This is a genomic window from Veillonella sp. CHU732 (assembly GCF_003992085.1).
GTDB lineage: Bacteria > Bacillota > Negativicutes > Veillonellales > Veillonellaceae > F0422.
Genome location: NZ_RQVC01000014.1, coordinates 1 through 21,004 on the forward strand (window position 1 = coordinate 1; position 21,004 = coordinate 21,004).

The window sequence follows — 21,004 nt, forward strand, 5'->3', positions numbered from 1 at the left end:
AGAACTTTAGTGATTGCTGCTGTTAAAGTAGTTTTACCATGGTCAACGTGACCGATAGTACCAATGTTAACGTGTGGTTTATTACGTTCGAACTTTGCTTTTGCCATTGTTAAAATAGCCTCCTTCATTACAAAAAAACTAATTACCTTTATTATATATGATTAGATAGAGAAATACAAATACAGTTTAGTTAATTTATAGGAATTACAGGCATTTCTACTCCACTTTTTGATAATTTTTGTGAAAGTCTAACCTATCTCTATAGAGCACTATACTAGACTACGTAGTACCATATTACGATCCCAATAGATATTTAATACATGTACTTACAATTGCTACTCCTACATATAAAGCAAACACTTTCAATTTCGTACTGTCTAATATACGACTCATAATATGTACCTCAACATATACAATCCAAAGTGCTACTGCAGCCGCCACAATAACTAGTAACCAAATCAAATCTCTACTAAGGGGAAGTAACAAGCCACCCAGGATCCATAGTATAGGGATTAAACATGCAATATATAGATCGGAAAAGATTTTTCCATACATGAACCCTTTCACCACATCAGCCCAAGTCCCTGTAGATTTTGTCAGTTTATACAATCCATAGAATATAGCACTACTAAAAAATATAGATACTATTTGAACAATAAATATGAGTATAGCTGCTGCAACAATAATCAAAGACCCATAGGCGGCAATATCAAGATAATGCACAGGCATAAAAAATCCAACTAATGGGGTAACTATAGCACCTAAGAGTGTACAAAATAAAAATTCTAACCCAAAAAATGTGAGCAAACCTTTTTTAATCGTTCCATATTGTGCCACTTGATCGGCCCCTTGCCCCGTAGGATGTAAAATCAGCTCTTTTAAATCACTAAACCATGATGTCATATGTACCGCTCCTCTCGCATAGATATATTATCATTTATAATATGCAATCAATTGCTGAATCGCATAGATATCCACCGCATCTAAATCACCAATTTTGCTTTTGAAGTCTGTTATTATTAATTGCAACGGTTGACTCAGTCTAACAGTTGATGGCTTAGTTAATCCTGCATCACTCCAACGCATTAAATCATATTCCCCAGGATATGTATCTCTCGGCTTATGACTAGTTACTTTCAACGAAATAATAAATGCTTCTTGATTCTCTAATACAACAACTGGTCGTACCTTTGATTCTTCTGAATTTTCAAACTTTACAATCGCCCACCATACTTCCCAACTATTCGGCATAGTCATACTCCTGTGGTAACACTAAATGGTTAGATTCATCTCTTGTCCCAACGAAGTCTTTCTCTGTAAACGGCAATGTAAATTTATCAACAATTTCAATATGTCCATAGTATTCTGTAATTCGATGTTTTGGAATAATTTTATCCCCAGTAGAATAGTACACTTCATACCAAGGAGTCCCTTTTTCGTGAGATTTATTCACCAAAGAAGATGTAGACATTGTGCTATATTTACGCAACACATCTAACAAGTATAATTGCTCTTCTTTGGTCAACGCTTGTCGATCAAATGATTGATTAACAATCCCATTTCTTCCATATTCTTTAAAGGTTTTATAAACAGATTTAACAACCGGGCCTAAATCCCATGCTTCAAAATCTTCTTCAATAAGAGTATAACCTAATGATGAAATGCTCCCAGCTTGAGCAAAGTACAACAATTTATTCAATCGTAAATTAGTCATCGCATCTTCATTAGGAGTATTAGCAACTATTTCAATAAAAAATTTCGCCACATCTATCGCTTTAGCCATAGAGCCACCACCTTTCTATACTCTCATTATACAAACTCAAACTATGGATTTCAATGGATAGCTAATTTTAGGCATAAAAAAATCCTCACCTAAAGTGAGGTTATTGGTGGCGGCACACGGATTTGAACCGCGGACACACCGGGTATGAACCGATTGCTCTAGCCAACTGAGCTATGCCGCCAAGTATATGGAGCTAGTGACCGGGATTGAACCGGTGACCTTATCCTTACCAAGGATACGCTCTGCCGACTGAGCTACACCAGCACATTCAATCACTAACGAATTAACATGGTTGCGGGGACAGGACTTGAACCTGCGACCTTCGGGTTATGAGCCCGACGAGCTACCAACTGCTCCACCCCGCGATGAAAATGGTGGAGGGAGAAGGATTCGAACCTTCGAAGTCGAAGACGGCAGATTTACAGTCTGCTCCCTTTGGCCGCTCGGGAATCCCTCCAAAAAAATGGAGCTGGCGATAGGAATTGAACCCACAACCTGCTGATTACAAGTCAGCTGCTCTACCGATTGAGCTACGCCAGCACATTTACATATATCATTATATATGTTCTTATGTAGTTTGTCAAGAACTTTTTCCTACTCTGTAGTGGTGTTCCTGACTACTTGTATATAATAACATACCTCTATATTATAATGCAAGTGTTTTATAAAAAATTTTTTAACCTTTTTCAGAAAATTTTGTACGCCTCCCCAGAACGCCGTTGGGGATAGGAAATAGCGTGGCGTTCTTTTTGCTTACATATACAAACGTAAGAAGAGCACGACATGTTCCGAAGCAAACCTAACCACTGTATCAGTTTGCGTAGGAATGTGTCGTGCTCTTCCCTTTGCTCAATATTAAGCTAAAACGCCACGCTATTTCTTAGTCGAAACAAGTTGTTTCAACATCTCTATATCGTTCCGTAGTTGTCGATTATCCGATTGTAAATTAATAATAGCCTGTTCTTGACGATCATTTTGTTGTTTTTCTTCTTGTAACGCATCGGATAATACAGAAAGAGATGCATTGTCCCCAAAGGCACCAGCAGCTTTACCTCCCTTACCAAAGCGAAGTGTAGCTCCCAAGTTATAAATCATTTGCCCCTCTGAGAAAGCCGCCCCTGCATTAAACATCGTTCTTTCATTGGTATAGTGCGCCACACCTAAGGCATAGCCTATTTTCTCTTCCTGTTTGCCTATACCTACCATCACTTGTGTTGGTTCATCTACTTTATATTGGATAGGTTTTAGAGCTGCTAAGGCCGCTGTCATAGCATTCCCTTGATGAATTTCACCACGCAATCCTTTAGCCGCTGCATCAATCGTTTTGTATGTAGCTGTTTCCAAGGATTTTAATTGAGCTACATTGACACCATCCGTATCTTCAGAGCCCGCTGCTAGACCTATCAACTGTCTTGTATCTCCTGTTTCCGAATTACCAATGGATACAGCACCTCTTGTAGATTGCCATGTACTTGCCGCAGTATTGCTAGTAGTGCCTTGTTTGGCAGTGCTTATCTGTAATGTCCCAATAGCACCTTTTACTACAAACTCTTCAGATGGATCATACCCCAGGGCACCTTTATTTCGGTTCCCTAATGTATACGATCCTAGTGCCACACTATCAGCCGCCTCTGTTTTAGCCGATGTACCAATAGCTACTGAGCCACTGCTGCCATCCCCAGTAATCGCTTCAAGTCCTATACTAATAGAACCGTTTTCTCCACGCGCCTGAGCCTCTCGTCCCAATGCCAAAGTATTATTACCCATAGCCTGTGCTTTATACCCCATACTGATGGCACCTGCTTTATCACTTCGTGCTTCTCTACCGATTGCTACGCCATAATAATTTGCAGAAGATGCCCCAGCGCCTATGGACACAGAATCACGTTCAATACTCGACGCTGACGCCCCTATCGCTACAGAATTATCTCCAGAAGCATTACCTCCACCAGCTTCATAAGAATCATTACCTGCTGCCTGCACACTTCCTAAACCTATTGCTAAAATACTAGCCATTAGCAAAGGTACTACACAATGTCTTTTCATCACTTACCTCATTTTATCCTATCTTTTATCATATATCTATTATCTTGCCATCTGTTTTAGTTGCTCCACATCTTGGTGCAACTGTTGATTTTCTAGTTCCAACTCTCGTAGTACTTGTTTTTGACGTTGGTTTCTAGTTTGCTCTCGTTGTAATGCTTCAAATAAGCTGTCTATTGATAGATGAGTTCTATCCGCGGCTAAGGATGTCCCTTTTTTGCCTAATCGTAAAGTAGCACCCGCATTATACACCAATTGATTTCCTGAAAGTGCTGCTCCTGCATTCACCATCATTCGTTCATTCCTATAATGAGCTACCCCTAAGGCATAGCCACTATGACCTGCATATTGTCCTACCCCTGCTAACACTTGCGTTGGTTCATTTACTTTATAAGCGACTGGTTTTAGTGCAGCAAGAGTAGCCGTCATCGTATTTCCCTGTCTCGCCTCATTCCGCAACTGTCCAATCGTCCTATCCAATGCACGATGCGCTGCCAAATCTAACGATTTTAGTTGTGCCACATTAATGCCATCAGTATCTTCTGATCCCGCTGCTAACCCTATGAGCTGTCTTGTATCCCCTTTTTCAGAATTGCCAATAGATATTGCGCCTTGTCCAGACCGCCAAGTACCCACTATCTGATTCATTTCTGCTTTCTTATTCGATAGCTCTGCACCTTTTTTCTTTAATAAATCATATTTTTTTTGCGATTGAGTCCTTATAGCATTTAATTCCTCTTGATCTGTCACTTCACCCCGTGTTAATTCACCTATTAATGCTGCTCTTTTTTCAGATAATTTATATATGTCCCCTTGAATCATTTCATATTCTCCTTGCAAAACTTTATATTCTGCTTCTTTAGTTGCTATTTCCGCTTGTAATGCAGTAGGTAGCTGTAAGCTACCTTTCGCGGGATCTTTTATAACAGCTATATTCAAAGGATCGTATCCAACTACACCCTCATCACGGTTAGATACTGTTTGAGACCCTAGTGCAACAGAATTAGTTTCACTCGCCCTTGACGATTCACCAATGGCTATACCATTTTCATCACCAAAGAAAGCACGTGTCTTATACCCAATACCCATCGATTGATTTCCATATAATACAGTCAATCTTCCCAATGCTATCGTGTTGAAAGCACGACCTAATGCATTATATCCAAGATTAGTAGACCCGTCATCACTACTTGCTCCTGCATACGCTCCAATAGATGTACCCTTATCATTCGCTTGTGCAGATACTGTCCCCACCACTACTGCATTATCACCATAAATCTGAAATTCCCCTACTCCGACAGAGTACTCACCCCCGAGCTGTATCCCATACGAAGCATAAGACCCCTGTCCTACTGCCTGCACAGTTCCATACTCTATAGCCAGCACAGCGGTCATCGCAATAGCTGCTATCGACTTACTATTCATACACTTACCTCTCTTACCATCCATTCTATTCACCTACTAATTATATATGAAATACTGATATACAATACCATTCAAATTACATTGTGTCAAATAACTTTTTAGAAACTTACCCCCCCAATTCAAGTTGTAAATTCAAGATACATATGTAGTAGTTTTTCGTTTTAAAATATGGCATACTAAGTATACAAAAAAAAGAGCCATCAACGTTTGATCGGCGTTAGGCTCATCTCAAATAGCTTTAAAATCTGATGAAGCCTAACGTGCTAAGGTGTACTTGACCTTATTCGTTAGGCTTTTTCATTACTTATATAGTAAATCCAAAAGTGCTATGATTAACACATACCAAACGTAAGAAGACCGCAATATACCTCCGAAGAAACATCATGAAATGCCGTTTCTGAGGGGGGTGTATTGCGGTCTTTCCTTCTCCCAAGCGACGCAATTTTGTGTAGTAGCCTTGTGGCGTTGCTACATCATACTTACACAAACACAAGAAGAGCACGGCGTGCCCCCGAACAAACATTATGAAATACCGTTTGTGAGGGGGTATGCCGTGCTCTTCCCTCCCTCCAAGCGACACAATTTTGCGTAGTAGCCTTGTGGCGTTCCCTAACTGACTAAATCACACAAACGCAAGAAGAGCACGGCGTGCTCCGAACAAACATTATGAAATACCGTTTGTGAGGAGTATGCCGTGCTCTTCCCTCCCCCCCAAGCGACGCCATTTTGCGTAGTAGCCTTATGGCGTTGCTACATCATGCTTACACAAACACAAGAAGAGCACGGCGTGCCCCCGAACAAACATTATGAAATACCGTTTGTGAGGGGGTATGCCGTGCTCTTCCTTTTGCATAAATGACGTTATCACAACGCCATAGACTTCATAGACGAAACAAGTTCGCTTTTCTTTTGAGTTGACAACATAATTTCTCTAACAAATTTGTCATCTAATGTAAACAATAGGTAGGTATGTTCTAACACCGGATGGCGATAGCCATAGACTACACCTTTAGTAGTATCATGCTGATTAGCAGGTTCTTCAAAATCTGGCACTCCGTAGAGATAGAGCAGTAAGTATTTAGAATCTCCCAATGAAATGCCGCGTTTCGTCGTACCAAGCGATGAGTTGATCATGACACGAGTGATTTCGTGTTCCTTGTTATATGCGATAACTACATCCTTATACCCTAAAAATTCCTGACCGTACAGCTTGCCTCTTTCTTCCCAAGATCGATTAGGATCATTGGTAAATGTGTCACCTAATCGGTAACCCATCAAAGAGAAATCTGACTCTGTCATTGTATTAGGCTTAAACGTTTCTAATGTAGTGGCTGGTATAGCAAAACGAGGCCAGTCTTGACCCGTAATCATTCCCAAATGTGTCACTTTCCCATCTTTCAATGAAAGCCACACATAACCCACAGAACTGTTAGAACCTGCTAAAGAGTCACTAGTATAAGAGTTCTCCACCAACTGTGAAAACTCCTCCTTTTGCATAGAACTTTTTTTGTTTTTTGTTATAGTTTTTTCTTTACCAAGTTCGCCTATATATAGCCACAGCAATGAACCATCTTTGTTATCACGCCACATAGCCTGTGGTGCGCCCCAAGCAAAGAGCACTTCCCCACGTGTAGCGCCTACATGTACATCTTCATGTAAGAAGATAGTCGATTTATCTGTCCATAATAAGTCGATAGGATATGCAAGAGTTTTAGGCTGTTTCGCATCATGTATGTGCTTTAAAGCCTTTCCATCTGTTGCGGTCCCCTCAGTCATACTAGAAGTTTTATGCTCTCCTGTGCTGTTATCTTTACTATATTTAGGCGCATTAGCTGCATCAGATTTACTTGTCTCTGGCTTATTTCCCGCAGTATCTTCAGACTCCGTCTCTACAGAATCACCTACCCCATCAACATCATTCTCACCTACAGTATCACTAGCATGCATAGTAACGGTTTTCTTTTTACCGATAACGTCTAGCTTTTCTTTCATCACATCCACATCAGGAAATGCCCAAGGTTCATGTTGTTTTGCTTCTATACGTGCTTTCGCCTCTGCTTCGAGTTCTTTAACAAATGCATCGGTAATAACGAGCTGTGGTATACGATTCGCCGTATAGGAAGTACCTACTAGTTCTAAGTTTTCTTCTTCCCCTTCTACAAAAGATGCTTTTTTCTCTTGTAAGAACTTACGCAACGCCAACTCTTCTGCCACCTGTTCTGGTGTTACAGTAAAGGTCGATGTCCCTACGGTTACCTTCCGTTGCACAGTGGTACCATTGTGCTTTGTCTCTAATACGGTTTTCCCTTTCGCCGCATCTGCTGTTGCTACGTTCTTTTCATCCGAATCTTTCTCCTTGGCAATCGATTCAGTCGCCTTATTTACGGCATTTGCACTACCATCTTGTTCAGTAACAACAGACCCCACCTGTTTGTTGATTGTATTTTCACTAGTATCTTGTCCTAGCACAATCTGCGGTTGTACTCCCACCATGCCTACTACTGCCATAGCTGCTAGGGTAACTTTCCAATTAGTTTTCATGGTTACGTCGCTCCTCTAGTTGTTCTTTCACCCAAGTAATCCATGGGGAAAGCCCTTCTGCCTGTGTACAGCTTACTTGAAAGATAGGCACACCTGGTTGTAGGGAGTTAATATCTCGAATAGCCTCATCCATCTTAAATGGTACATAGGGTAATAAATCGACTTTGTTTAATAGAACTGCCGAAGATTCTTTGAAAATCAATGGATATTTTAGTGGTTTATCTTCCCCTTCAGTGATAGAAAGAACAGTGACTTTCATATCTTCACCGATGAAAAATTCTGCCGGGCACACTAAGTTACCTACATTTTCAATGATGATTAAGTCCAACGCATCCAAATCTAGTTCACCTATGGCCTCCCGGATCATATTCGCATCTAAATGGCAGCCGCCTACCGTATTAATCTGAATCACTGGTACCCCGGTAGCATGAATGCGCTCCGCATCTTTATCGGTAAATAAATCACCTTCGATAACCGCAATACGATAGTCCTTAGATAAGGTTTGTAACGTGGCCTCTAATAGAGAGGTTTTGCCTGCCCCTGGGGATCCCAATAAATTCATCACTAAAATATGTTTATCTTTAAATTGTTGTTGTAGTGTTTCTGCAATGGCATCATTTTTTGCCAATACATTTGTCATTACTTGTACTTCCATAGTACTCCTTTAATCCATATCAATGGATGCCACACGCAATTCTCTGCCTTGTAATTCTTCTACGGCAAAGCTTTCACAGTGTGGGCATACATGACGATACTGTTCCATTGAAAATTCTTGGTGACAATCTAAACAACGTCCTTTCATAGGGATTGTTTCTATCTCTAGCTTCGCTCCCTCTGCCGCTGTTCCTTGTGTGACCGCATCAAAACAAAAATGTAATGCCTCTGGCTCTACCCCAGACAACGCACCAATCTGCACTTGTATAGCATGAATGATGGTGCCTTCATTCGCTTTCAATGTATCTAGCGCCACATCTACAATTCCCTCAGCGATGGCCATTTCGTGCATAATACGCCTCGTATAATCCTTCTAACATCATGGTAGTCGTCACAGACCCAACACCACCTGGCACAGGAGTGATGGCAGATGCCACCTCACTAGCAGAGGCGAAGTCCACATCACCTACAGTCTGTCCCTCTAACTCATTGATTCCTACATCAATCACAATGCAGCCCTCTTTCAGCATAGAGCCATGCACCATATGTGCTTTACCAACCGCAGCAATAACCACATCTGCCTGTGCTAGTTCAGCTGCTAAGTTTAGTGTTTTAGAATGACAAATCGTCACTGTCGCATTACGTTCTAGCGCCAGCAATGCCACTGGTTTACCTACCACTTGGCTACGGCCTAGAACAACCACTTTTTTGCCTGCTAGTTCAATGCCATAATGGTCTACGATAGCCATGCAAGCCTTTGGCGTACACGGCACATACCCACCTTTACCAGAACTAACCAATCCAATGTTATAGGTAGTTAACCCATCAATATCCTTCGCTGGATCTAATCCACCAATCACCGCTTCACTGTCAATATGTTTTGGCATTGGCATCAATGGTAATACGCCATAAATGCGTTCATCTGTATTGAATCTATGAATCACCGCCTCTACCTCTTCTTGCGTAGCTGTTTCCGGTAATTCTACTAATTCAGTGCCAAAGTTTGCCCCTTTTGCCACTTTTTCCATGAACGTAGCATACATTTTGGCTGCATTATCGTCACCCACTAGTAAAATACCTAGTGTGATCGTTACACCTTGGTCTACTAGCACTTGCATCTTCTCCAGTAGCATAGCTTTACGAGCCTGTGCTACCGGTTTACCTAATAATTCTATCATGATATCCTCACATTCATAATCTCATAGTGTATCCCTATGTCATATCTATCTCTATGTACCTACACAGCCTACGAATCTTACCGACTAAAATGAACGGTAATCGATTCACCTTGTTCCAAGGTACTGCCCACGCCCTCATCTTGCGAAATGGCATAGCCTGTACCGGTTGGTTTGAACGTTAATCCAGCTTCATGAACCCAATCGCGAACCTCCCCATAGGCATGTCCCACAAAATTTGGCACAATCACAGATCCATCTTTATTACGATGTACTGCTAATACATTAGTTCCACCTTTTGCCTTATCTTTGTCATTGTGTTTACTACGAGTTGGTGAAAGCTTATAGTACCGCACTAATTGTGACATCACATCTTGGAATACTGGCGCTGCAATTTGACTGCCATAGTATGTGCCTTGCGGGTCATCAATCACAACTAAGGCAACAAAGTGAGCATCTTCTACAGGGCCGTATCCAATAAAGGATGCAATATACCGGCCATTCAAGTAACCACCATGTTCGGCATCTAATTTTTGTGCCGTACCTGTTTTACCGGCAAATTGGTAGCCCTCTACGTAGGCTTTATGGCCGCCCCCTTCAGAAACTTCTTTTTCCAAAATATCTGTAATCTGTTTGGCAATACTTTCAGGGATAGGTTGGCCTTGCTCTATATCTTGTGCTTCTCTGAAAGTAGATCCATCTGGGTTCACGATGGATTTAATAATATGAGGTTTCATCATTTTGCCCCCATTTGCCAAGGCCCCATAGGCTTGTACCATTTGCAATGGTGTTACCGCACTCCCTTGTCCGATAGACATAGTGGCAGTATCTAATTTACTCATTGTCTTCGGATCAAATAGGATTCCATCTCCCTCAGCCGGCAGTTCAATGCCTGTGGCTTTACCAAACCCAAATCGTTTGACATAATCTGTCAAAATATCTCCACCGGTAGTCGTACCCAAGTACACCATGCCCGTATTAATGGAATATTTTAGAATATCTAGTAAGCGAACTTTACCTCTGCCTTTACCGTCCCAGTTTTTTATCGTATGCCCATCGATTAGAATGGTACCCGTATCATTGTACACTGTATCTAGTTGCCATTTTCCAGCTGCCAGAGCGGAGGCGGCAATAATCGGTTTGAACGTAGACCCTGGTTCATAAATACTTACCACCGCATTGTTCCGATAATCCTCAAATTTCAGTTTATTCACATCCGTAGACATGCCTCGATTTTTGTTCGCCATTGCCAAGATTTCCCCTGTTTTAGGGTCCATAATAATCATGGCTGCACTGCGAGCCTTTGTATCTGCCATCGCTTTATCCAGTGCACGCTCTGCAATAAACTGCACCGTAGTATCAATGGTGAGATTTACAGATTTTTCTTGATCTGGTAAAAATTGAGACTGTACGGACTCAAAGACAGGTCTACCTGCTGTATCGTTATAAATGCTGACTTTTACCTCATTACTGCGAATCACATCATCTAAGTCTGCCTCTAATCCTGCCTTACCTTCTGCATCGGCTTTGCCATCTTCATTGAATCCCACAAATCCAAGGACCTGCGCTAATAAAGTATCATTCGGATAATAGCGACGGCTCTCTTTATGTAAGGTAATAAAATTGAACTTTGCTTCCTTGATGGCTGCTTCTATACCATTGGAGTTCGGCACATCTAAGAGGCGATCAATCCAGACAAAGGCTGTATCTTCATTTAATTTTTTAATAATTTCTTCTCTGGAAATACGCACATACGGTGCCAATACATCTGCCACCTCTTCCGGCGTTTTCTTAGCCACCACCCGCATCATCGTAGGGTCCGCACTGACGGAGTTAACGGTCACGCTTAATGCCAAGGGGTTGCCATTCCGATCAAAAATAGTACCTCGTGGAGATTGCAATACTCGATCTGTAATAAATTGATTAGAAAACCGCTTTGAATAGGTATCATTAGCTACAATCTGTATATATCCGTAGCGCAATACGATGAGTGACGCGATCACAAATATAAACGCAAACCATCGCAAAGCATACTCATCTAATTGTTTTCGTGCTTGTTGCACTGTCATGGTTACTACTCCTTTTCTTTCAGTCGACGATACTTGGAAAGCCCTGCCTCCTGTAACGCCTCTGGAGTGTTCATAATCTCTCCATTTTGCACACGTTGCAATAACGTTTGCATCACTTCTTTTACATAGGGTTGTACCATAGAGGGCAACCCCTTATCATAGTGTAAATCTTTTGTATGTACGGGCATAGTCTGCGCCATGGACACCATTCTCTGTCCATACATTTCCGATGGGGCTACCTGCTTCGTGCCACCACCAATGACATCGGCTACCCCTAGTTGTTGTAAATATTCCATGGCTACCGTTAATTCTTTTGTTTCGCGGAACACGCCACCCTTTGCTTCTTTCTGCATCCATGTATGTAAATCTGCTGATGCATTTGCCACGTAAAAGTGAAAGCGCATATGTCGTTCCACAAGCCATACCACAAGATTGACAAACTCTTTGCCATAGCCTAACCGTGTCAGTATATCACGTGTCATATTGGCTCCTACCGTATCGTGGTTGCGATCCGTAATCCGCCCATTGTGAAAGCCTCGAACGCCTTCCACACCTTTGCCCACATCATGGAGCAACGCCGCCCACCGCAACACTAAATTGGGTGCCACCTCTCGTACGACGGCTAAGGTATGACGCCATCCATCATGAAGATGATGTTCGGGGGCTTGCGGTAAGTCTACTAAATGGGTTAACTCCGGCAATATAGGAATCCGCCGAGATTGCCCCCCTGTTGTTTGTTGGCAATATTGGTCGTTCAAATGACTGCGCACCAACGCATCTAAGCCGAGGTCCACATGGTCACTGAGCAACATTTTTTCAACTTCTATACGTACCCGCTCTAGGGATAAGCCTTCCACTCGATACAAGTTCGGCTCGATTCCCGCCCATGTGTTCGGGTCGATAGAAAAACCCAATTGTCCAGCAAACCGACATAAGCGAAACATGCGCAACGCATCTTCTTGAAAGCGCTCTTGACTAGAACCAATCGTGCATAAACGGCGATGTTCTATATCTTGTAAGCCACCGACTTCGTCCCGTATGTGCCCACTTTCAGTAAGAGCCAAGCCATTGATTGTAAAATCTCGTCTCCGCACATCCTCTGAGAAAGTCGATGGATAGTGTACAGACACTGGTCGATGACTATCCTCACCATATTGTTCACTCCGATAAGTGGCCACCTCATACGAATGCTCTCCGTAGGATACCACCACCACTCCAAAAGTTGCTCCTACTACATTCGTCGTCGTAAACCCTGAACTTCGCAGCACTTCGATGACCATCTCTGGCATAGCCGAGGTGACAATGTCATAGTCATGAGGAGTGCGCCCCATCTGTATATCTCGCACAGCGCCGCCCACAATATACGCCTCATACTCTGCTGCTTGTAAAGTTTGCAAAATACGTACAGCCCCTTGGTAGGCAGCTGTTTCTCTGTATGCTAAACTCCCCATACTACATCCTCTCTATTTCTGATGCGCCAAGCGGTTCGTAATGTCCATTCCCGTTTTAGTACGTGCTAAACCGCCTTCACTGGTTTCACGAAGTGCTTCTGGTAACGCTCGCCCAATAGAATCCATAGCTCCGATCACCTCGTCTGCTGGAATACGACTACGCAAGCCTGCCATTGCCATTTCTGCCGATGCCAACGCATGAACTGCGTAAATCCCATTCCGCTTCACGCAAGGCACTTCCACGAGACCTGCCACTGGGTCGCAGACCAAACCGAGTACATTTTTCATGCACAAGGTCATAGCCGTTACCACTTCTTCTGTAGTACCACCCATCATAGCTACTGCACAGGCTGCTGCCATGGCTGCCGCCGTACCGACTTCGGCTTGACAACCACCCACAGCACCCGCTACACAGGCTTGGTTTGTCACCACATTACCAACCCCAGCAGCAGCTAAAAATCCATTAATATACGCTGTATCATCACAGTTGTATACTTCTCCCACTGCGTGCATGACCCCTGGTAAAATGCCACAGGCCCCCGCCGTAGGGCATGCCACGATGCGGAACATCTTCGCATTGGCTTCATTCACGGATATAGCATAGCGCAAGGCTCGGTATGTAAGATCACTCAAAAAGACAGGTTTCCGTTCGTCTAACTGTTTCGCCTGACCTCCAGACATACCACTCTTACTTTTTCTTGTATCCTCTATCCCATCACGAACAGATTCTTTGAAAATTTGAATGCGACGGCGTATTTCAGTTAGCACATCCTCTTTTGTAGAGTCCGTACTTTCTATTTCTGCCCGCAAGACCACTTCAGAAAAAGAAATACTTTCACGGTCTGCAAGGCGTACAATATCTTCAATAGTATCGTATAAATAACTCATAGTATCCTCTATTCCAATGGTTCAAAATACATGACAGAAGAAATGCCCGCCACTTTCTTAATTTGTTGTAGCGTCTCTCCTTCCACATCTGAGTCCGTAGAGATAAGCATTACCGCTTCCGACCCTTTTCGTTTCCGGAACACGCGCATGCTGGAAATATTGATACCTGCTAGGCCTAAAATATGTGTGACCCCTGCAATGACACCAGGCTGATCTGTATGGAACACAATAATTTGGTGTTCTTCTCCGGTAATCTCTACATCAATACCATCAATGTTGGTCACTGCTACCCTACCACCACCTAGGGAAGATCCAGTCACGGACATATGCTTGCCATCTTTTCCATACATATTGAACCGCACCGTATTCGGATGGCCTGCATCCACTTCGGACTCGATGAAAGTATACTGAAAGTTCTCTTTTTCTGCCATCTCCAAGGACTCACGGATACGGGCATCATCTGCATCCATGCCGAGTAAGCCTGCCACTAACGCACGGTTCGTACCGTGACCACGGTAGGTTTTCGCAAAGGAACCATAGAGTGTCATAGTGACACTTGCAGGACGTTCATGAAACATAGAGAGCGCCATCTTTCCCAAGCGCGCCGCCCCTGCTGTATGTGAACTAGAAGGACCGATCATAACCGGTCCAATAATATCAAAAATACTACTCAAAGTAGGTACCTCCTATTATCTATGTAGGAATATCTTATGTATTATCTGTATCTTATATCATACCATATTTGGGACCTTCTCGTAAAAAAGAATCCGCACGAGGAACGCCGTTACGAGTAGCAGCCTTTGTGGCGCTCCTTACTACCTAAATCACACAAACGCAAGAAGAGCACGGTGTGCCCCCTAACAAACATTATGAAATACCGTTTGTAAAAGGGTATACCGTGCTCTTCATTTCCCAAAGGAACGCAGTTAGGCGTAGTAGCCTTTGTGGCGTTCTTTACTACCTAAATCACGCAAATACAAGAAGAGCACGGTGTGCCCCCGAACAAACATTATGAAATACCGTTTGTGAGGGGGTATGCCGTGCTCTTCCCTTATGCTAATGAAGAACGCCACAAGGCTGCATAGCGTCACAAGAGACGTCTTAGCCTAGGATTGCTTTCATATCTTCTTCTGGTGTTGTAATCGGATGTAAGTTGAATTTTTCAACTAAGATGCCAAGTACTGTGTTGGACAAGAATTTTGGCAAGGATGGTCCGATATAGATGTTGCGGATACCTAAGGACAATAATGTTAATAGGATACATACCGCTTTTTGTTCGTACCAAGACAATACTAATGTCAATGGTAATTCGTTTACGTCACATTCAAAAGCGCCTGCTAATGCTACTGCTACTTGGATTGCAGAGTACGCATCGTTACATTGACCCATATCTAAGATACGAGGCAAGCCACCGATTTCACCGATGTTAAGGTCGTTGAAACGATATTTACCACATGCAAGAGTCAATACCATTGTATCTTCTGGAGTTTGTTTTACGAAATCAGTGTAGTAGTTACGTCCTACTTTAGCACCGTCGCAACCACCTACCAAGAAGAAGTGTTTAATTGCGCCAGCTTTCACCGCATCAATTACTTTATCAGCTACGCCAAGTACTGTACCATGACCGAAACCAGTTGTTACTTCTGTACCGCCGTTGATACCAGTGAATTGTTGTGGCTCTTTGTAACCGCCTAATTCAATAGCGCGTTCGATGACTGCAGAGAAATCTTTTGTGCCATCTTCGTTGTGTTCCACATGACCGCAGCCATCGAAACCAACCATGTCAGTTGTGAAGATGTTTTTGATATATGTTTGTTTTGGTGGCATAATGCAGTTTGTTGTGAACAAGAATGCACCTGGAACGCCATCAAATTCTTTTTGTTGGTTTTGCCATGCAGTACCGAAGTTACCTTTCAATTGAGGATGTTTTTTCAATTCAGGGTACGCATGACATGGAAGCATTTCACCATGTGTATAGATGTTAACGCCTTTGCCATCAGTTTGTTCCAATAACATTTTTAGGTCGTGTAAGTCATGACCTGTTACGACGATGAAAGGACCTGGTTCTACTGTCAAAGGTACAGTTGTAGGAACTGGAGTACCGTATGTAGTTGTGTTTGCTTTGTCTAACAATGCCATGCACGCAAGGTTGATGCCACCGAATTCCATCAATAAGCCTAACCATTCTTCTGCGCTGTGGTCTTTTGCCATTTCAACAAGGCCTTTTACAAACCACGCATCAACTTCTGGATCATTGTAGCCCAATACTGCTGCATGCCATGCGTACGCAGCCATACCACGCATACCTAATAACAATGTGGAACGTAAGGATACGATGTCTTCATGACCTTTCCACAATTCTTCCCAATCAAAGTTAGGAATGTTCGCATCTAATTTGTTGTGCGCATTGTTGATTACATCGATGAACTCTTGTACACGATCTTCAGAGAAATTTACGTTTGTTACGCACATGAATAAACCACGTTTTAACAATTGTACGTTTTCTAACGTTACTTCTGTAGCTTGCATTGCACGAGCTAAACCAATCAACGCCGCTGTTAATTCGTCTTGTAAATTTGCAACCGGTGCTGTTTTACCGCACACACCTTGTACTGTACAACCATTTGGTTGCGCTGTTTGTTCACATTGGAAACAGAACATACTCATGATAAACCTCCTTGGGAACTTTGCCCTTAATATGTATACTACAACATACTTTTTGTATTACTTTAGATATTTTACTAGACAATCCCTTTCATAGTGAAAGCCCTCTCCAGGGCAATCTAGCAGTGTCTTGTTATCTATACATGTAGTATAGTATACTGAAAGCAGAAAAAACGTATCCTTGGCTACACTTTAAAAACATTTTGAGAAATGAAGAGGGAAGTATATGAGATTTGAAGTTGAAAAAATACGATGCAGAAAAGAAGGATTCGCTGCCGGTAGAGCTAAAGCTATAGCCGAGGGCAAAGCTGAAGTTAAAGCTGAAGTAGCTCTTGGCATGTTAGAGGATAACTGGTCTTTAGAATTGATTTCGAAGTATACGAAACTAACTGTAGAACAAATTATAGAAATTGGTCGAACCCATAGATTGATATAGTTACGTAAGAAAGAATAATGTTATATATCTAAAATATATGGTATAATTTGAATAAGAGCCGGAGGTGATTCTATGCATATCAAACCCTTTGAAGAACTGACCATTCAGGATAACTTTATGTTCCAAAAGGTAATGCGCAATAAGCGTATTTGTAAGGCAACAATAGAACGGCTGTTAGATATCCAGATTAAAGATATCACCTATCTCGAAGAAGAAAAGTCACTGCATATGAACCCAGACAGTAAAGGTATTCGACTCGATGTCTACGTCAACGATGTGGATGGTACTGTCTTTAATGTGGAAATGCAAACTACTAAAAATATGGAGGAATTAGTAAAACGAGTACGATACTATCAAAGTATCATCGATTTACATAACATTGAAAAAGGCCAAGACTACACCGAACTCAATGATACATATATTATATTTATATGCACCTTTCCAGTATTTACTGGGGAGCTCCACAAGTATACTTTCAGAAATGTTTGTTTAGAAAATTACAAAATAGAATTAAACGATGGAACCACAAAACTATTCTTGAGCACTAAAGGTACAGAAGACGATATTTCAAAACCGTTACAATATTTTTTAGATTATGTAGATGGTAAATCACCTGCTGATGAGTTAGTAACGGAAATGGACTCCGTCGTTGATAAAGTACGACATTCTAAAGAATGGAGGTTAGAATATATGACACTCGAAATGGAATTAAGACGTCAACGGAAAGAAGGTAATGCTGAAGGTAAAGCCGAAGTAGTTCTTGGCATGTTAGAAGATAAACTATCCTTAGAAATGATTGCCAAATATACTAAGCTCACCATAGAACAAATCAAGGAAATCGGTAAAGCACACTCTTTAATTTAAGGTTTGCAATATAACGCGATTTATATGGCAGTATATACTGTCTTTGTACGATACAAAAAGGGTCCCTTTGGACCCTTTTGCTATACATCATATGCACAGTCATAGAACATATAGTTATATCACGCTATCATTCTAGTATTCTGTCACTCTATCATCACATGCTTAGAGCACACTTATCATTATATTCCTATACCACATTATAATTTTCTAGTTATCGGAGGTCCCATGTCGACATTACATCCAACGTTAGAAACATACATGAATACGATTCAACAATCTCCCCTATGCGCACACATTGCACCAGAAAATTTATCACTTTTCTTGTCTCAAGCGAATGTGAAAGTACAAAGTTTCAAAAAAAATTCTTTCATTGCCATTGCTGGGGATCCGATGGAAGGCATCGGTATCTTGCTAGAAGGGCGTGCCTTATTAACACGAGAGAACATGCTGGGACAACGAACCATCGTAACGGAACTGCAACCGTCCTCTATGTTCGGGGAAGCTTTGCTCTTTAGTAATCATCCCCTATGGCCAGCTACGATCGAAGCCACGAAAGATGCCATCGTTTTGTTTTTACCAATTGAGACTTTCACCAAAGCATTTCCGGACTGCCAATCCTGTCAAATCCAGTTGCTTACAAACCTCATGCATGACCTGTCTGAAAAGGCGATGCAACTGACCCGCAAAGTGCATTATCTATCCCTAAAAGGGATGCGCGAAAAAATCTTCGCCTATTTTATGGACCTTCACCGAGTGCAAAAAAAGAACATCCTCACCTTGCCACACAATCGGCAAGAAATGGCGGACGTCCTCAACGTGAGCCGCACCGCCCTCAGCCGTGAACTAGGTCGTTTGCAAGACGAACGGATCATCCAATTCCACGGCAAAGAAGTTGAGCTTGTAGATATCGAAACTATTCAAGATTTTTCATTTTAACAATACTAAAAGGGACGCTGTACAACCTGCGTCCCTTTTACTATATTCCAAATATTACCATCCACTAGATATACTATACGAATACCACAACATAAAACCCCCTACCGCTTCCAAGTCTTTCGACCTGGAAGGGTAGGGGCTTGTTGCATTCTATCTAAATATAGATTTAATAATTTCAAATCGACGTAACATATCTTCTGGTAAACGCAAGCAGTTACAATATTTTTTCAATAAATCTTTCATATCTATTCCTTCTTGTATATTCCCTCCTAGCAATATCTCTGCAGAATAATCTTCAATTATAGTTTGAGCTAGCGGTGTACCCTCTGTAAAGATGATCATCATAAGTATCAACCCATATAATCCATTGATACTCCCCTTATCTTTTTTTGAAATATCCCCAGAATATTTTCTAATGACATACTTTGGATATAACCTATACATGGTTTTACCCGGCAATTTAAATCCAGGCTGACATGTAATAAATTTCAGATTATGTGCTGCATAATTCCTAAACTTTCTCAGCCCTTCTAAAAAACTTATAATGAGTTCAATTTTTTCATATACTAACACCGCATCAGATTGTATAAGTAAATTTGCTACTTCCGCTTTATCTTTGGTACTTAAAAATTTAAACATATTAATCGAAATACCAAATGATGCATTTTTTAATAGAATCCATGGCGGAACATGATTATGAGATTTTATATAATATTTAGTAGGTGCTTTACTATGTTTAACAGACAACAACCTCATAATATCTATTTTAAGATTGTTGAACAATAATCCTCCTGCTTTTTTCTTATAATATTTAGGATTTAAATATATCTTTTCATCAACGCCTATATTCTTTGCAATCACATATGATAACTTTTGCTTAAAAATAGTTTCAATGATTAAGCTATATTTTATAGTAAGTGCTTGTACCCTTTTATCTAAATACCAAAATGCAAATAGATCTTCAATACTGGTATTTTTAATATACACCTTATTTTTTATGAATACTTCTTTATATCCATTAACAAGATCATAATATGACACTGTCATTAATATATTTTCTGCTAATACTGGATCTAAAATAATAAGTCCTTTATTTTGTAATACTTCTACTTGTTGAGAAATATCTTGAAACGGTTTATCGTAGTCCATAAGTATCTCCATAAATAAAAAGGACACTGCCAAAGCAGTGTCCTAGTGACCAACGCCCTAAGCGTTGCAGCCAATCTACTAACACAACTATAGCACTATGCAAATAAACTGTCAACAGCTAATACATCTAACTATTAATTATTTTTCTAAATAATTTATTTATGATTCATCCTTATTCATAAAGGACCTCCACAACCCCTAAAACTTTATCTAGTATTTTCATTTTTTGAGCATACTTATAAAGTTTTGCTAAATCTTTATTTGAACTACTTACATAACGATTTAATACTTTCGAAAATATCTGGCTATCTATAGCCTTTCTATTCTTTATTAAATCACAAATCGTTCTTTCTAAATCATATACTCTCACTGTATTGCCATACATCGTTTTACAATCAACAATTCCAAGTTCATGTACTTCTTTTGTTACATAGTGCTTTATAACATTTTCATCCATTCGATGCGGATTATATCCACGATACAAGGTCACCTCTAATTTATTTGGTATACTATCCATCAATTGATGTAGATACAGTGCTGATAGATAAGAAAAGATTGCTACTTTATATCTCTTCTGAAAGAAATAATATCCATCGTACTGTCCCCCTTCCACCATATAAATCCCTCTATCCACTCGCTGTAGACTGCCTTGCTCAACCATTCTTGTTAAATAAATACTCGGTATATTCTCGGATATCACTTCTTCACTCAGCAATATCCCTCCACTTTGTTTTAACTTCTCTTCTAATATTTTTTTATAATCCATATACTACCTACCTATAAAGTTTTATTTGTGCTAACATTATATCATTTTATTAGCACAAATACAACAATAAATAACACAAAAGCCCCTACCGCTTCCGAGTCTTTCGACCCGGAAGGGTAGGGGCTTATTGTATCTTCTGAGGAAGTTACATCTTCAGGAC

20 protein-coding genes and 5 tRNA genes are annotated in these 21,004 nt (G+C 41.0%); 3 read left to right on the forward strand and 22 right to left on the reverse strand.

All coding sequences use genetic code 11. From position 1 onward, the window contains the following. The 20 genes from EO121_RS06870 to hcp all read right to left on the reverse strand — a co-directional run. A partial coding sequence (locus EO121_RS06870; protein ID WP_149306083.1) for a GTP-binding protein occupies positions 1–107 on the reverse strand: 107 nt, incomplete at its 3' end. Between the two features lie 187 nt (positions 108–294). After that, a complete protein-coding gene (locus tag EO121_RS06875) occupies positions 295–903 on the reverse strand; it encodes a hypothetical protein (RefSeq protein WP_127166985.1) in 609 nt (202 codons plus the stop codon). A 30-nt stretch (positions 904–933) separates the two neighbouring features. Beyond that, the gene (locus EO121_RS06880) at positions 934–1,251 is read right to left on the reverse strand and encodes a type II toxin-antitoxin system PemK/MazF family toxin (protein ID WP_164725886.1); all 318 of its coding nucleotides are present in this window, start codon (positions 1,249–1,251) and stop codon (positions 934–936) included. Then, entirely contained in the window at positions 1,241–1,783 is a 543-nt protein-coding gene (locus EO121_RS06885; protein WP_127166989.1) for a Panacea domain-containing protein, read from the reverse strand. The genes EO121_RS06880 and EO121_RS06885 overlap by 11 nt, the downstream gene beginning before the upstream one ends. A gap of 104 nt (positions 1,784–1,887) precedes the next feature. Continuing rightward, positions 1,888–1,964, reverse strand: a tRNA-Met gene (locus EO121_RS06890). Positions 1,965–1,971: 7 nt separating this feature from the next. Further along, positions 1,972–2,047 (reverse strand) — tRNA-Thr (locus EO121_RS06895). Between the two features lie 25 nt (positions 2,048–2,072). Continuing rightward, a tRNA-Met gene (locus tag EO121_RS06900) sits at positions 2,073–2,148 on the reverse strand. 7 nt (positions 2,149–2,155) lie between these two features. Beyond that, positions 2,156–2,240: transfer RNA gene (locus EO121_RS06905), tRNA-Tyr, on the reverse strand. A 7-nt stretch (positions 2,241–2,247) separates the two neighbouring features. Then, positions 2,248–2,323: transfer RNA gene (locus tag EO121_RS06910), tRNA-Thr, on the reverse strand. A 333-nt stretch (positions 2,324–2,656) separates the two neighbouring features. Beyond that, positions 2,657–3,829 carry a YadA-like family protein gene (locus EO121_RS06915; RefSeq protein ID WP_127166991.1) on the reverse strand — a complete coding sequence of 391 codons (1,173 nt, stop codon included), beginning with the start codon at positions 3,827–3,829 and terminating at the stop codon, positions 2,657–2,659. Between the two features lie 39 nt (positions 3,830–3,868). Beyond that, positions 3,869–5,251 carry a YadA-like family protein gene (locus tag EO121_RS06920; protein ID WP_164725887.1) on the reverse strand — a complete coding sequence of 461 codons (1,383 nt, stop codon included), beginning with the start codon at positions 5,249–5,251 and terminating at the stop codon, positions 3,869–3,871. 864 nt (positions 5,252–6,115) lie between these two features. Then, complete coding sequence (locus EO121_RS06925; protein WP_127166995.1) at positions 6,116–7,792, reverse strand: hypothetical protein; 1,677 nt, start codon at positions 7,790–7,792, stop codon at positions 6,116–6,118. Further along, the gene (gene hypB / locus EO121_RS06930) at positions 7,782–8,447 is read right to left on the reverse strand and encodes a hydrogenase nickel incorporation protein HypB (protein ID WP_127166997.1); all 666 of its coding nucleotides are present in this window, start codon (positions 8,445–8,447) and stop codon (positions 7,782–7,784) included. The genes EO121_RS06925 and hypB overlap by 11 nt, the downstream gene beginning before the upstream one ends. A 9-nt stretch (positions 8,448–8,456) precedes the next feature. Continuing rightward, positions 8,457–8,798 (reverse strand): hydrogenase maturation nickel metallochaperone HypA, encoded by a 342-nt coding sequence (hypA, locus tag EO121_RS06935; protein ID WP_127166999.1) that lies wholly within the window; start codon positions 8,796–8,798, stop codon positions 8,457–8,459. After that, positions 8,776–9,624, reverse strand: coding sequence for a bifunctional 5,10-methylenetetrahydrofolate dehydrogenase/5,10-methenyltetrahydrofolate cyclohydrolase (locus EO121_RS06940; protein WP_127167000.1), 849 nt, complete (start codon positions 9,622–9,624; stop codon positions 8,776–8,778). Before EO121_RS06940 ends, hypA begins: the two co-directional genes overlap by 23 nt. Before the next feature lie 77 nt (positions 9,625–9,701). Then, positions 9,702–11,690, reverse strand: a complete 1,989-nt coding sequence (locus tag EO121_RS06945; protein WP_127167002.1) for a penicillin-binding transpeptidase domain-containing protein — start codon at positions 11,688–11,690, stop codon at positions 9,702–9,704. Between the two features lie 5 nt (positions 11,691–11,695). After that, entirely contained in the window at positions 11,696–13,141 is a 1,446-nt protein-coding gene (locus EO121_RS06950; protein ID WP_127167003.1) for a CCA tRNA nucleotidyltransferase, read from the reverse strand. A 12-nt stretch (positions 13,142–13,153) separates the two neighbouring features. Continuing rightward, positions 13,154–14,029, reverse strand: a complete 876-nt coding sequence (sdaAA, locus tag EO121_RS06955) for an L-serine ammonia-lyase, iron-sulfur-dependent, subunit alpha (protein WP_127167005.1) — start codon at positions 14,027–14,029, stop codon at positions 13,154–13,156. Positions 14,030–14,037: 8 nt separating this feature from the next. Next, complete coding sequence (sdaAB, locus tag EO121_RS06960; RefSeq protein WP_127167007.1) at positions 14,038–14,703, reverse strand: L-serine ammonia-lyase, iron-sulfur-dependent subunit beta; 666 nt, start codon at positions 14,701–14,703, stop codon at positions 14,038–14,040. A gap of 427 nt (positions 14,704–15,130) precedes the next feature. Then, positions 15,131–16,696 (reverse strand): hydroxylamine reductase, encoded by a 1,566-nt coding sequence (gene hcp / locus EO121_RS06965; RefSeq protein ID WP_127167009.1) that lies wholly within the window; start codon positions 16,694–16,696, stop codon positions 15,131–15,133. A 223-nt stretch (positions 16,697–16,919) separates the two neighbouring features. Here hcp and EO121_RS06970 point away from each other — a divergent pair, with 223 nt between their 5' ends. The 3 genes from EO121_RS06970 to EO121_RS06980 all read left to right on the forward strand — a co-directional run bounded on the left by EO121_RS06970 (position 16,920) and on the right by EO121_RS06980 (position 18,929). Then, on the forward strand, positions 16,920–17,129 hold the full coding sequence (locus tag EO121_RS06970; RefSeq protein WP_127167011.1) for a hypothetical protein: 210 nt from the start codon (positions 16,920–16,922) through the stop codon (positions 17,127–17,129). A gap of 72 nt (positions 17,130–17,201) precedes the next feature. Further along, positions 17,202–17,993: an Rpn family recombination-promoting nuclease/putative transposase gene (locus EO121_RS06975; protein ID WP_127167013.1), complete on the forward strand. Its 792-nt coding sequence runs from the start codon at positions 17,202–17,204 to the stop codon at positions 17,991–17,993. 225 nt (positions 17,994–18,218) lie between these two features. Further along, positions 18,219–18,929, forward strand: a complete 711-nt coding sequence (locus tag EO121_RS06980) for a Crp/Fnr family transcriptional regulator (protein WP_127167015.1) — start codon at positions 18,219–18,221, stop codon at positions 18,927–18,929. Between the two features lie 150 nt (positions 18,930–19,079). Here EO121_RS06980 and EO121_RS06985 read toward each other — a convergent pair whose 3' ends face one another. Both EO121_RS06985 and EO121_RS06990 read right to left on the reverse strand, forming a co-directional pair. Then, positions 19,080–20,078, reverse strand: a complete 999-nt coding sequence (locus EO121_RS06985) for an Abi family protein (RefSeq protein ID WP_164725888.1) — start codon at positions 20,076–20,078, stop codon at positions 19,080–19,082. A gap of 172 nt (positions 20,079–20,250) precedes the next feature. Beyond that, positions 20,251–20,844: a type IV toxin-antitoxin system AbiEi family antitoxin domain-containing protein gene (locus EO121_RS06990; RefSeq protein WP_127167018.1), complete on the reverse strand. Its 594-nt coding sequence runs from the start codon at positions 20,842–20,844 to the stop codon at positions 20,251–20,253. Positions 20,845–21,004 lie beyond the last annotated feature (160 nt).